This is a genomic window from Ancylobacter sp. SL191 (genome assembly GCF_026625645.1).
Classification (GTDB): Bacteria; Pseudomonadota; Alphaproteobacteria; order Rhizobiales; family Xanthobacteraceae; genus Ancylobacter.
On record NZ_CP113056.1, the window covers coordinates 41,281 to 53,988 of the forward strand.

The following is a 12,708-nucleotide window of genomic DNA, read 5'->3' on the forward strand; positions in this document are numbered from 1 at the left end:
GCCGACCGCAGCCAGGAGAAAGGGCCCGATCCGCACGCCTTCTCGCGCGCGAGGCATGCCAGCCGTCCGTGCGGGCCATGCGCCGGGAGGATGGCCGGCCGCACCCCGGTCAGAGCCGGGACCCATGGGCCGGCCCAGAGGCACGCCGCGCGCGGTTCGCGATGCCTTCAGCTCGCGACGACGACGCGCCTTGCGTCAAGCTTGGGGAATCCCCGCCGCGACGCTTGCGCCGGCCGGCACACTGTGGCAAACGTCCCCCCGCTTCGGCGGCACACCCGCCACGCACCGATGCTGCGGTAGCTCAGTGGTAGAGCACTCCCTTGGTAAGGGAGAGGTCGAGAGTTCAATCCTCTCTCGCAGCACCAGCCTAACCCCTTGAAATCGCTAAAAGGCTTGACCCGCAAGGGTTCATGTCCATTCTGATGTTACAAAACGTGTAACAAATCAGGTGGCGCGGATCGCTGCGAAGGTCCGGCATCTTCTCAACCGCAAGGGACGATTCTTCGCCCGACTGGTTGTCCCGAAAGACCTCCGCCCCTTCATGGATGGCAAGTCGGAGCTGCGCTCATCGCTAGGGCCAGACCGCCGCACGGCCCTCAAGAAGCTCGCCGGCGCCACTCGTCCACGCGCACCACGCAGTTTTATGATCGGCGGTCGGATGAGGTGATGCTCGACGAGGTCGAGCGTGTGCGGATCTAGGCGGGACACGGCACAGAAGCCGCCTGCGCTCGCCCGGCATGCATGACTGGCAGTATGCACCTGTGCCCGTCTGTGCCGTTAGTCCTGCGGCTCCGCGATGAGTCCTGTTGCAGGAATGTGACGCCGGCTCCGCTATCGTTTCCTGACAAGTTCAGGCTTGAATCTTCATCGAGCCAATCGGCTGCAAAGGCGCGTCCAATTGAATCAAGGGCTAAGCCGTCGCAAGTCCATCCCGAGCGCCGTATCTTTCCCCACAACCTAGAAATGATCCAAATCATTGTGATTGCAGGATATTTTTGCTGAACCTAAGAATGCGCCGCCATTGGAGCGCGTGAGGGCGCTCCACATCTCTCAGGTTGCGCGACATTTCATGAACGCCCGTACCTTCAACATGGCAAAGCTGTACGAGGCTGAGCACGGCCGGCTTCGCACTTTCGTGCGCCGTCTTGTCGGCAATCCGGCCACTGCTGACGATCTCGTCCAGCAGGCATTTGCCAATCTGCTGGGGAAGAGCACGGAGACGGTGCCTGAAAGCTCCGCCTATATGACACAGGCGGTGCGCAACCTGGCCCTCAACCATCTGCGCGACGCGCGGTGGCGTGCCAAGATCGAGATCTCGGGCGTCGAAATCGAGCATATAGCCGATGCCCGGCCGTCACCGGAGATGGCCGCGCTTTACCGCAGCGAGTTGCGCCGGTTGCTCGAAGCCATCGCCCAGTTACCGGCCCGCCGCCGGCAGGCCTTCGTTCTCAACCGGATTTCCGGCCTGTCCTACGATGAGATCGCGGCGCATATGGGGATCTCCCGCAACACCGTGATCTCACAGGTTGTTGCCGCGATGGCGGAACTCGATCGCCGCATTCCGGTAAGATAAACGCTCCCATCCATCATTCATTTGCGCCTCTCACGTGTCTAAGAGAAGAGAGGGGTATTCCGTCGGAGCGCTGCCGGTCTTGGCCGTTCCGGGAGCATCCGAGGCACGCACCGAGTGAACATGCAGGATTACGCGACCGATCCGGCCTATCTGGAAGCGCTGGAATGGTTCGTCCTGATGAAGGATGAAGAGATCGGCGACGCCCAACGCACAGCCTTTGAGGAGTGGCTGGCGGCCGATCCATCGCATGTCGCCGCCTATGATCGCGCGCGCGCCCTGTGGGATCGCTTCGAGATCGTGAAGCCGGAATATGACCGCCTGCATCGGGCGGGGCGTATCGGTCGCCGCAGCGCGTTGCTGGGCGGACTGGCCATGCTCGTCGCCGCCCCGGCATTCTACATGCTCACGCGGCCGGGTGCGTTCGCCGACTACTCAACCGGAGCGGCCGAACGGATCACTGTCAGGCTACCTGATGGCAGCACGGTCGAGCTCGGCAGCTATTCCGCCTTGTCCCTCGATTTCACGCCGGAGCAGCGCCGGCTCGTCCTGCATCGCGGGCAGGCCTTTTTCCGCGTGGCGGCAGAACCCTCCCGGCCTTTCGTCGTTCAGGCCGATGGGGGCACGATCCAGGCGCTCGGCACGGAGTTCGACGTCAAGGTTGCGACGGATCAGATCGTCGTCACCGTCATCGAACATTCCGTGAAGATTCAAGCGGCTCACTGCCCACCCGTCGTGCTCGAGGCCGGCTGGCAACTCAGCTACGGAAGCGATGGCATGCGGTCGCCGGTCCGCGCCGATCTTGCCGCGGTAGAGGCTTGGCGGCAGGACCGCATCATCGTCGAGGACGTGCCGCTTCGTCAGGTTCTGACCGAGCTCGAGCGCTACCGACAAGGCCGCATCGTGCTGATGGACAGTGCGCTCGGGGACATCCCGGTAACGGCGGTTTTCAATACCCGGCACACTGACAAGGCCCTTCAGGTCATTGCCGAAACCCTGCCGGTGCAGGTGCTGAATGCCTATGGTTATCTGGCCTTCGTTTATCCGAAGTGAGGATCAGCGTTTTTTTGGAAAAGGCCGTCGACCCGATCATTAGATCGGCTTGCCCACGTGTCTAGCACTGTGAGGGCCCGTGACACCGCCCTCATGTGAGCACAGCACCCCTTCCATCACGGGTGCCAGACACGGGATGGGCTTATGCAGGCCGGACAATCATTAGAGCTGATCCCGGATACAATCGGATCCCGTCAGCCAACCATCAGGTCGGGACAAAAATCCCCGCTCCTGCTGCTTCTGATGATGACGACGGCCCTCGCGGCTCCTTCCGCGCACATGTCGGCTGCCCATGCGCAGTCGTCCCCGCCCCCAGCCTCCATCGAAGCGACAGCCTACGATATTCCCGCCCAGCCCCTGTCGAGGGCACTGGTGGCGTTCTCGAAAGCGACCGGCTCCGAGCTTTTCTTCGATGCGACCCTCGTTCGTGAAAAGACCTCGCCGGGCGCTCGTGGTCGCCTGACGCGGGAGGAGGCCCTCGCGCGCATTCTCACGGGCGCGGGGCTGACCTATCGCATCAGTGGCAATGCTGTGATCATTTCGGAGTCGAGCACGACGGTCGATGGCTCCCTCGCTGAAGACGGCTCGCTGGTGCTCGACACGATCGAAGTCGGCGGCAGCAATGCAGCCAATCTCCCCTTCGAGACGCCGGGCTCGACCAACTTCATTTCCGGTCAGGAACTGGAACGTTTCCCCGGCCTGACGGCCGGCTCGATCTTCCAGGGCACGCCGGGTGTCATCTCGGGCTCCAGCAATAACGGCGCCTCCATCGACCCGAATATTCGCGGTCTCCAGGGCATGAACCGGATCGCCACCACCATTGACGGCTCGCAGCAGTCCACCTCGACCTATCGCGGCTACGCCGGTGTCGACAACCGCACCTATGTCGACCCGGACCTCATCTCAGGCATCACCGTCACCAAGGGCCCGGACGGTTCCGTGGGCGGGGCCATCGGCGGCACCATCGCCATGGAGACACTGGGTATCGCCGACATATTGAAGCCGGGCGACACCTATGGCGTACGTGCGCGCATCGGGCTGAACACCAATGGTACGGGACCCGTGATCGGGCAGACGGATGCCGATCTCGCCACGGGCGGCGCCGAGAACAGGACGGGCAGCCTCGCCGCGGCTGTCACAACGACGAATGTCGATGTCATCGCGGCCTATGTACGGCGCACCAACGGCAATTACTCGGCTGGCACCGAAGGCGACCTCACCATCGCGAACCAGGACGGCCAGCAGGAGCGCCTCTCTAATTATGGCTACGGCCAGCAGGTGTTCAACACCTCGGAAGACGTGACTTCGGGCCTTCTGAAGACGGTCCTGCGCCCGGCGGACGGGCACGAGCTGGAACTGGCCTATCTCTATTACGGCAACGCGTTCGGCGAGGTGTCTCCCTCGGCCATCGCCAGCGGCAACAACGTCACCTGGCAATTACCGCTCAGCTCGGTGAACGTGAATCAGGCCACGGCACGCTATCACTTCAAGCCCTATGACAACGACCTGATCGACTTCCGGTTGAATAGCTATGTGTCCAGCGTGGACGAGACGAACATCTACGCGCTGTCTGGCACCATCGGCGAGATCGAGCAGCAATCCCGCAATTTCGGCGTCAATCTGGAGAATGTCTCGCGCTTCGCCGTCGCCGATACGCCGGTCGCGCTGCGCTATGGCGGCTCCTACACGATGCAGTCGGCGCGTCCGCTCCAATCCTACGACGCGTGGATGGCCGGCTGGGCGATGCCCGCCAATAGCGATCAGCAGATCGGCACCCTGTTCGGGAAGGTGAAGTGGGAGCCCCTGTCATGGCTCGCACTCGAGACGGGCGTCGAATATCTCACCTACAACACGCAATTCACCGGCAAGGAGCCCTGGACCAATACCGGGCCGGACTTCACGGGCTATTCCGGCCAGGGGGTGAGCCCGAGCGCCAGCGTCACCGTCACCCCGCTGCCGGGTTGGCAGCTCTATGTGCAGTATCAGAGCGGCATCCGCCCCCCGAGCGTGCGCGAGGTGAGCTATACGCGCGGCGAGCAGAACTTCAATCCGGACCTTGTCGCGGAAACGGCGAGCAATTGGGAAGTCGGCACCAATCTTCTCAGGAACGACATTTTCCGGCCGGGAGACCTGGCGCGACTAAAGCTGGCCTATTTCGACAACACAACAGATGACTATATCGGCCGCCAGTTCAGCGCCAACCGGATGACGTTCTTCAACTACGACTATGTACGCTTCCAGGGCGTCGAAATTTCCGGCGGCTACGATGCCGGTTTCGCCTTTGTCGATGTCGGGTTCAATTACTATACCGGCTTCGAGTCCTGCCTGAAGGACGGCGCCTGCACGGACTACACGCTGCAGGCGGATTACCTCACCAACCAGATTCCGCCCAAGTTCACCGCCTCCATCACCGCAGGCGCGCGCTTTCTGGACGACCGCGTCACTGTGGGCGGGCGGCTGACCTATGTGGGAGACCGCTTGGCGCCGGTCGTGAAAGACCCGACCTATCAGTGGGTCACGACGCTGTGGGCGCCCTATACGGTGGTCGACCTGTTCGGCCAGTGGAAGATCAACGACATCCTCACCTTCGATGTGAGCGTGCAGAACCTGTTCGACACCTATTATGTCGACGCGCTGAACAATACCGACATGCCGGCGCCGGGCCGGGTGATCCGCGGCAGCCTCACCGCCAAGCTGGGTGGCGCCGATACCACGCCGTGGCGCCCCTTCGGTCGCCCGGCCAGCGCGCGGAACATGCCATGGACCGGCTTCTACGCCGGCGCACAGTTCGGTTATGGCATTGGCAGCATCACCGGCACCACCACGGCGGCGGACGGGACGGCGACACCCGTCACCCTGTCGGAATCGGCGGATCAGGATCTCGCCAACATGCTGGCGGGCGGCCAGATCGGCTTCAACTACCAGTTCTCCAACGGGCTCGTGCTCGGCGTCGAGGGCGACTTCTCCTGGACCGGCATACAGACCGCTCAGGACGCGCTCGCCATCGAATCGAGCTATCTCAGCAGTCGCCAGATGCTGCAGGCGCATACCGTATATGACGTGGACTGGCTCGCGACCATCCGCGCCCGCGCGGGCTATGCCTGGGACCGGACGTTCCTCTACGCCACCGCCGGCGTCGCCTTCATGAAGGAGACGGAGACGCGCACGCAGTACAGGTCCGATTCCGTTTATAGCTACCTGCCGGATGGCTCCTACACCGAACGCTTCTTCTCCGAGACGGCGAGCAATGTGCGTACCGGCTACGCGGCTGGCGCCGGCATGGAATATGCCATCGCCGACAACTGGTCGCTGAAGCTTGAATATATGTTCACGGGCTTCGGCGCAGAAAGCTTCAATTTCAAAAATGCTCGCTCCGGCGTCACCAAGTCCTACACAACAAGCAAAGTCGTCGGGACCTACAAGGAGGTTCGGCACGCGGGCTATTGTGCCTCGCGCGGCGGTATCTTCTGCCAGATCATCGACAAGCCGATCTACGAAAAGCTTGGCGGCACATCGGAGGTCGCCAATGGCCGCGACGCCTCAAACTCCGCCAATCTGCAGATGATCAAGATCGGCCTGAACTACCGCTTCTGAGGCCGGCGGTACTCCCATGGCACCCGCCGCTTCTGGCCACGCGGACAGGCCCGAGGCGGCGGGTGCCGGCCACGTCCCGCCATCGAGCAGCGTCGCGGGCAGGCGCTTGAACAACCGGCACGCTGTCCTCCCCGGCGACGCTCATCGGGAGCGGTCGCAGCTGGGTTGCGGCAATGCTGCGCACCGGTCCCTTCCGTTGCCGACGGCGGAAATTTCTCGACGCGACATTGATGGTTCTTGCTTTGTTCACTTGGCTGGCGTCAGAGTGCCGCAACGCAGGAGTTGGCCATGCCCAAGAAGACCTTCTATGTCGTCCAGCCCTTCGTGGCCGGCAAGCGCGGCGCGATAAAGGCGGGTCTGCCGATGGAGGTCCGCAATGCCGCCGATGCGGCCCGCATCGCCGAGCGCATGAGTCTCGTGAAGCTGGGCGCCATTGCGTTCTCGACCGATGTCGAGCCCGAGAGTGGCGATGCCGATCCGCCGGTGCTGATCGCATCCTTTGGTCAGGTGCCGGACGGGGTGCTGGAGCCCGCCTAGGCTCCGAACCGGGCGCGCCTCGCTTAGCCGCGCACCCTCACCGCTCGCGGAGCAGGCGTTCGCGACAGTGGTAGCCGATGAAGCACTGGTTCTGGTCGGCGGTCTGCAGCCAGGCGGGGGCGGTGGTCTGGTCGGCGGCGCAGTAGCTCTGGTTGCTGACATAGCGGTCATAGATGTTCGGGCCGGTGCCGATGACCACGGCGCCCTGCTGACGCACCAGCGCGCTCGTGGCGGCGCAGGTGAGGCGCAGCGAATCCGGGCGGGACTGGGCGGCGGCGGGGACCAGCGGGATAAGGCTCACACCAAGAGCCAGACAGGCCGCGGTGGACAGGAGGGGAATCGCGCGCATCGTGCACCTCATCAGCAATAAGATTGCCCGGCCTTGCTGGAAGACCCGCAGCGGGAGAACTGTGCCCCTGCGGGGCGACGGAGAACAATCACAAGTGGCGTAGCGGAAGGGCGACGTAGCACGCCGCACGAGGACGGCTGAAGACCGGGCCGCCCTCGCTTGGCAGCGAGAGGGCGACGGTCGCCTCGTCCACACCGCCCTGCCCGAACCGGCGCATCGGCACGTCCATGTCGGTACATGAACGTCGGCAGATGGATATCGGCATCGCAGCATCCGGGCCTCGCACTACGTCGACACCGCCAACGCGCCGAGGGCCTGTCACTCCGGCCAGAGGAGGGAATTGCGCGGGGGGAAAATCGCGCTCCCCACGCAATCCCGACGCAAGCCTGCCTTCCTACACCGTCTCCATCTGCCGCGCGGAGACGGCGGGTGGAGATTCCTGCATGCGCCTGTTTTCCCGTCGCGACGCCCAGCACACGCTTGATGCGCTCGACCGCTCGCTCGCCGTTATCGAATTCACGCCAGAGGGCCGCGTCCTCCACGCCAATGCCAATTTTCTCTCGGTGATGGGCTACACGCTCGACGAGATCGTGAATCAGCCGCATGCGCGGTTCGTCCGCCCCGACGAGGCCGACGGCGCCGAGTACCGGCGCTTCTGGGACGAGTTGCGGGCTGGCCAGCACAAATCCGCCGAGTTCCAGCGCGTGGCCAAGGATGGCCGGCCGATCTTCATCCAGGCGACCTACAACCCGATCGTCGTCGGCGGCAAGGTGGTCAAGGTGGTCAAGTTCGCCGCTGATGTGACGCAGCAGAAGCTCATTCAGGCGGAATATGGTAGCCTGCTCAAGGCGGTCGGTAAGTCACAGGCGATCATCGAGTTCACGCCGGATGGCCATGTGCTGACGGCCAACGCCAATTTTCTCAACGCTCTCGGCTATACGCTCGACGAGATATGTGGGCGCCAGCACGCCATGTTTGTCGCTCCCGAGGAGCGGGACAGCCCGGCCTACCGCCAGTTCTGGGCGCAGCTGGGCCGTGGCGAGTTCCAGGCGGGCGAGTTCCGCCGTATTGGCAAGGGCGGGCGCGAGGTCTGGATCCAGGCATCCTACAACCCGGTCTACGATCCGGCCGGCCGGCTCACCAAAGTCGTGAAGTTCGCCTCCGACACCACCGCGCAGGTGCTCGAGCGGCGTCGGCGCGAGAGCGCGCAGACCACGATCAGCACCGATATCGAGAGCATTTCGCGCGAGATCAGCGACACCACCCGGCAGGCCGCGAGCGCGGTCGAGGCGACCACTCAAACCTCCACCAGCGTCAATGCGGTGGCCTCGGGGGCGGAGGAGCTTTCCGCGTCAGTGGAGGAAATCAGCCGTCAGGTGAACATCGCACTCGACATTTCCCGCGACGCGGTGACCGAGGGCGAACGCACCAATGCGGTGGTGGCCGGCCTTGCCGACGCCGCCCAGCGCATCGGCAACATCGTCGACCTGATCAACCGGATCGCCGCCCAAACCAATCTTCTGGCGCTCAACGCCACCATCGAGGCGGCGCGCGCGGGCGAAGCGGGGCGCGGCTTCAGCGTGGTCGCCACCGAGGTGAAAGATCTCGCCAGCCAGACCGCGCAGGCGACCGGCGAGATCACCACGCAGATCGCGGCGGTGCAGCGCTGCACGCACGAGACCGTGACCGCGCTCGCGGCGATCGCCCGGCGTATCGGCGACATCAACGAAATCTCGACCGGCATTGCCGGCGCCGTGGAGGAGCAGTCAGCGGTGGCGCGCGACATGTCGCACAGCATGCAGATCGCCGCCGAGGGCGTCGCCACCATCACCCGCAATATGAGCGCCATCGCCAGCTCGACACAGCATGTCGAGAGCGCGACGCAGGAGCTGCGCAAGGCCGCGCGCAACATCGCCTGAGCACGGCAGAGGCCGGGCGAGCACGGCTCAGCGGATGAATTCGACCGTGTCGAGCGAGATGAGCTGGCTGCCCTGGTAATTGCCGTCATGCAGCCGGCAGAGCATGAAGCGGTCGGCGACCTCGATGGGGCCGTAGGCGGTGATCAGCTCGCCGCTGCGCAACTTGATGGTCAGCGCGTGCTTGCGGTCGTCCTTGGCCACTTCCTTCAAGAGGTCGCAGATGGTCCGGTCGCTGGTGCAGATGTTCATGGTGGTCCTCCCAGGGGTCCAGCCGTCTGGATCGGCGCGCGCCGTCCGCAGCTTATTTTGGACACCAACAGGACAGGGAACCATCCGGTTCCCTACCGACGCATGGCGGGCACGCCTGGCTCAGCCGGCGAGACGGCGCGCCCGGCGCTTGCGCAGCACGGCGATGACGGCAAGCGCGATCAGGATCACCGCCATGGAGAACACCGTCGTCACCGTGCCGAGCGCGTAGAGCACGGGCGTCGTGACATTGGTGGTCATGCCGTAGATTTCCAGCGGCAGCGTGTTGAAGGTGCCGGCCGTCATCAGCGAGCGGGCGAACTCGTCATAGGACAAAGTGAAGCCGAACAGGCCGACACCGACGAGGCTCGGCAGGATGATCGGCAGCACGACATGGGCGAAGGTCTGCCACGGGGTGGCGCCGAGGTCGCGCGCGGCCTCCTCATAGGCCGGGTTGAAGCGGTTGAAGACCGCGAACATGATGAGCAGGCCGAAGGGTAGCGTCCAGGTGAGGTGCGCGCCGAAGCCGGACGAGTACCAGGCGGTCTCCAGCCCAAACACGTTGAAGGCGAGGCCGATGCCGAGCGAGATCAGGATCGAGGGCACGATCAGACTGGCGATGGTGAGGTAGAACAGTGGGCCGGAGCCGAGGAAGCGCCGGCGGAAGGCGAGGCCCGCGAGCAGCGAGACCACCACCGTGGTCAGCATGGTCATCACGCCCAGCATCAGCGAGCGCGCGAAGGCCCCGCCGAAATCGCCCACCGCCTGCTGCTCGAACAGCAGATTCTCGAACCAGCGCAGCGACACCCCGTTCATCGGGAAGGTGAGCCCGCCATTCGGCCCCTGGAAGGACAGGATGAAGATCGTCGTCATCGGGCCGTAGAGGAACAGCACGAACAGCACGAAGAAGGCGGTGAGCACATAGAAGCCGGGGCCGCGACGCTCGGAGTTCATGGCTGCGTCTCCCTGCCGGCTTTATCCGTCCGCCCATCGTCATCCCGGAATGGCCGACAGGCCGTATCCGGGATCGCGCGGCCGATGACGGGAGCGATACCGGCTCTCCGGCTTCGCCTCCGGCCGGGATGACGGCGGTGAATGCACATACCGGCCATCTCACAGCTCCTTGCGGATGTTGACGATGCGCAGGATGGCGCCGACCATCAGCAGCACCAGCACCAGCAGGATCACCGCATTCGCCGCCGCCGCCGGGTATTGCAGCAGCGCGATCTGGTTCGCCATCATCAGCCCGACCGAAGCCGATTGACCGCCGGACATGAAACGGACGGTGATGAAGTCGCCCATCACCAGCGTCACCACGAAGATCGAGCCGATGGCGATGCCGGGCTTGGCCAGCGGAATGATGACATTGGTGAGGATCTGCAGGCCGTTGGCGCCCGCGTCCCGCGCCGCCTCGATCAGCGCGCGGTCGATGCGCATCAGCGTGTTGAAGATCGGCGTCACCATGAACAGCGTGTAGAGATGCACCATGGCGAGCACCACCGCGAAGTCAGAGAACAGCAGGAACTCCAGCGGCTGGTTGATGATGCCGAGATGCATCAGCGTCTGGTTCAAGAGCCCGTTGCGCCCGAGGAACGGAATCCACGAGATCATGCGGATGATGTTCGAGGTGAGGAACGGGATGGTGCAGACCAGGAACAGCACCATCTGCATCGTCGCCGAGCGGATGTGGAAGGCGAGGTAGTAGGCGACCCAGAAGCCGATCACCAGCGTCACCGCCCAGACGATGACGGTGTATTTCAGCGTGTTGAGATAGGTGCTCCACGTCACCGGCGAGGTGAGCGATTCCTCGTAATTGGTGAAGACGAAGGCCGGGAAGATCTGGATCGAGTCGTAGTCCCAGAAGCTCACCATCACGATGGTGGCGATGGGCAGCACGAGGAACGCCGCAAGGATCGCCGTGAGCGGCGTCGCCTGGAGATAGGGGGCGATCCGGGAGAGGGTCATGCGGGGCCTCGACTTCCAGAATGTTCGTCATGGCCGGGCTTGGCCCGGCCATCCACGCCTGCTTCCGGCGGAAAGGCGTGGATCCCCGGGCCAAGCCCGGGGATGACGTCGCGACGGCGTTCGCGCCTCACGCCGCGATGAACTCGTTCCAGCGGCGGACCATGTAGCGGTCCTCGTCCATCACCGAGTTCCAGCAGGCGACCGCGCCCATGCGCTGCTCGAAGGAGCCGCCGTCGCGCACCGCGCCGGCCGTGTACATCACCTTGCCTTCCGGCGAGAGGATGTCGGTCTTGGCCGGCTGGCCGAGCATCCAGAACGCCCATTCGTCCGGCGTCATGTTCTTCTCGGCGGTGGAGAGCACGGCGGAGTAATAGCCCTGCCGGTTGAGATAGGCGCCGACCCAGCCGGAGAGATACCAGTTGATGTACTCATAGGCGGCGTCGAGCTGTGCGCCCTTGAGGTGCTTGGCGATGCCGAGGCCACCACCCCAGGCGCGGTAGCCTTCTTCCAGCGGCTGGTAGACGCAGGGAATGCCCTTCGAGCGCACCGCCGCCACCGCCGGCGACCACATGGACTGGATGACCACCTCGCCCGAGGCCATGAGGTTCACGCTCTCGTCGAAGGTCTTCCAGAAGGCGCGGAACTGACCGGCCTTCTTGGTCTTGATGAGGAAATCGATCGTGGTGTCGATCTCCGCCTTGGTCATGTTGCCCTTGTCGCCGTACTTGATGATGCCGGCGCTCTCGCAGATCATCGCCGCGTCCATGATGCCGATGGACGGGATGTTCAGGATCGAGGTCTTGCCCTTAAAGGCGGGGTCGAGAATGTCCTTCCAGTTCTTGATCGGCCGACCGACGAGATCGGGGCGGATGCCCAGCGTGTCGGCGTTGTAGATGGTGGGGATGAGGGTCATCCACTCGGTCGGCGCCTTGGCGAAGGTCTTGGACTCCGGCCCCTCGACGAAGCCGACGGTGCTGGGCGCCGTGCCCTGCGCGATGGTCGAGGTCGGGGTGAGCTTGCCTGTGGTGAAGATCGGCACGATCTGGTCGTAATACTTGATCTTCTTCACATCCATCGGCTGCAGCGTGCCGGCGGCGAAGACCTTCTTGCAGATCCAGTATTCGATGTCGGCGATGTCGAAGCTGTTGGCCTGCGTCACCACGCGCTGCGACACGGCGTCGGAATCGAGCGCGGTCATCTGCAGGGTGATGCCGAGGTCGGCCTTGCACTTCTCGGCGATGGCGTTGAGGTTCGACACGCCGGTGCCGAACTGGCGCAGCGTGATCGGGTTCTGCGCCCAGATGGTGGGGAAGCCGGTGACGGCGCCGCTGCCGAGGGCGACACCGCCCGCGGTGGCCGCCGCGCCCTTGAGAAGCTGACGGCGGCTGAGGCCCTTGCCCGCGCCGGTACGATCCGTGGTCTTCTTGCTCATTCAAGTCTCCCGAGCGTTGTTCGGCGGGTGCGCCGTCAATGGT

11 protein-coding genes and 1 tRNA gene are annotated in these 12,708 nt (G+C 64.1%); 7 read left to right on the top strand and 5 right to left on the bottom strand.

The window, feature by feature from the left end; genetic code table 11:
- The first annotated feature begins 290 nt into the window (after positions 1 to 290).
- The 6 genes from OU996_RS00190 (at position 291) to OU996_RS00210 (ending at position 6,754) form a co-directional block, all read left to right on the top strand.
- A tRNA-Thr gene (locus tag OU996_RS00190) sits at positions 291 to 365 on the top strand.
- Positions 366 to 448: 83 nt separating this feature from the next.
- Positions 449 to 667 carry a DUF6538 domain-containing protein gene (locus tag OU996_RS21360; RefSeq protein ID WP_420712663.1) on the top strand — a complete coding sequence of 73 codons (219 nt, stop codon included), beginning with the start codon at positions 449 to 451 and terminating at the stop codon, positions 665 to 667.
- Between the two features lie 402 nt (positions 668 to 1,069).
- Complete coding sequence (locus OU996_RS00195) at positions 1,070 to 1,573, top strand: RNA polymerase sigma factor (RefSeq protein ID WP_267583672.1); 504 nt, start codon at positions 1,070 to 1,072, stop codon at positions 1,571 to 1,573.
- Between the two features lie 120 nt (positions 1,574 to 1,693).
- Positions 1,694 to 2,623: a FecR family protein gene (locus OU996_RS00200; RefSeq protein WP_267583673.1), complete on the top strand. Its 930-nt coding sequence runs from the start codon at positions 1,694 to 1,696 to the stop codon at positions 2,621 to 2,623.
- A gap of 372 nt (positions 2,624 to 2,995) precedes the next feature.
- Positions 2,996 to 6,217: a TonB-dependent receptor domain-containing protein gene (locus OU996_RS00205; protein ID WP_267583674.1), complete on the top strand. Its 3,222-nt coding sequence runs from the start codon at positions 2,996 to 2,998 to the stop codon at positions 6,215 to 6,217.
- Between the two features lie 288 nt (positions 6,218 to 6,505).
- Positions 6,506 to 6,754, top strand: a complete 249-nt coding sequence (locus OU996_RS00210; protein ID WP_267583675.1) for a hypothetical protein — start codon at positions 6,506 to 6,508, stop codon at positions 6,752 to 6,754.
- A gap of 37 nt (positions 6,755 to 6,791) precedes the next feature.
- Here the strand turns inward: OU996_RS00210 and OU996_RS00215 are convergent, their stop codons facing one another.
- Entirely contained in the window at positions 6,792 to 7,103 is a 312-nt protein-coding gene (locus OU996_RS00215) for a hypothetical protein (protein WP_267583676.1), read from the bottom strand.
- 443 nt (positions 7,104 to 7,546) lie between these two features.
- Here OU996_RS00215 and OU996_RS00220 point away from each other — a divergent pair, with 443 nt between their 5' ends.
- Positions 7,547 to 9,022, top strand: a complete 1,476-nt coding sequence (locus OU996_RS00220; RefSeq protein ID WP_267583677.1) for a methyl-accepting chemotaxis protein — start codon at positions 7,547 to 7,549, stop codon at positions 9,020 to 9,022.
- 27 nt (positions 9,023 to 9,049) lie between these two features.
- On the opposite strand, the gene OU996_RS00225 is transcribed toward OU996_RS00220, so the two are convergent.
- The 4 genes from OU996_RS00225 to OU996_RS00240 form a co-directional block, all read right to left on the bottom strand.
- The gene (locus OU996_RS00225; RefSeq protein WP_267583678.1) at positions 9,050 to 9,271 is read right to left on the bottom strand and encodes a hypothetical protein; all 222 of its coding nucleotides are present in this window, start codon (positions 9,269 to 9,271) and stop codon (positions 9,050 to 9,052) included.
- A 120-nt stretch (positions 9,272 to 9,391) separates the two neighbouring features.
- Positions 9,392 to 10,222, bottom strand: a complete 831-nt coding sequence (locus tag OU996_RS00230; RefSeq protein ID WP_267583679.1) for an ABC transporter permease — start codon at positions 10,220 to 10,222, stop codon at positions 9,392 to 9,394.
- Between the two features lie 159 nt (positions 10,223 to 10,381).
- Positions 10,382 to 11,233 carry an ABC transporter permease gene (locus tag OU996_RS00235; RefSeq protein WP_267583680.1) on the bottom strand — a complete coding sequence of 284 codons (852 nt, stop codon included), beginning with the start codon at positions 11,231 to 11,233 and terminating at the stop codon, positions 10,382 to 10,384.
- 127 nt (positions 11,234 to 11,360) lie between these two features.
- Positions 11,361 to 12,665: an ABC transporter substrate-binding protein gene (locus tag OU996_RS00240; RefSeq protein WP_267583681.1), complete on the bottom strand. Its 1,305-nt coding sequence runs from the start codon at positions 12,663 to 12,665 to the stop codon at positions 11,361 to 11,363.
- Between the last annotated feature and the right edge of the window lie 43 nt (positions 12,666 to 12,708).

Bases quoted from the DNA above. Each gene is read 5' to 3' on its own strand.
- OU996_RS00195 (WP_267583672.1), top strand. From the start codon at position 1,070: ATGAACGCCCGTACCTTCAACATGGCAAAGCTGTACGAGGCTGAGCAC.
- OU996_RS00200 (WP_267583673.1), top strand. From the start codon at position 1,694: ATGCAGGATTACGCGACCGATCCGGCCTATCTGGAAGCGCTGGAATGG.
- OU996_RS00210 (WP_267583675.1), top strand. From the start codon at position 6,506: ATGCCCAAGAAGACCTTCTATGTCGTCCAGCCCTTCGTGGCCGGCAAG.
- OU996_RS00215 (WP_267583676.1), bottom strand. From the start codon at position 7,103: ATGCGCGCGATTCCCCTCCTGTCCACCGCGGCCTGTCTGGCTCTTGGT.
- OU996_RS00220 (WP_267583677.1), top strand. From the start codon at position 7,547: ATGCGCCTGTTTTCCCGTCGCGACGCCCAGCACACGCTTGATGCGCTC.
- OU996_RS00225 (WP_267583678.1), bottom strand. From the start codon at position 9,271: ATGAACATCTGCACCAGCGACCGGACCATCTGCGACCTCTTGAAGGAA.
- OU996_RS00230 (WP_267583679.1), bottom strand. From the start codon at position 10,222: ATGAACTCCGAGCGTCGCGGCCCCGGCTTCTATGTGCTCACCGCCTTC.
- OU996_RS00235 (WP_267583680.1), bottom strand. From the start codon at position 11,233: ATGACCCTCTCCCGGATCGCCCCCTATCTCCAGGCGACGCCGCTCACG.
- OU996_RS00240 (WP_267583681.1), bottom strand. From the start codon at position 12,665: ATGAGCAAGAAGACCACGGATCGTACCGGCGCGGGCAAGGGCCTCAGC.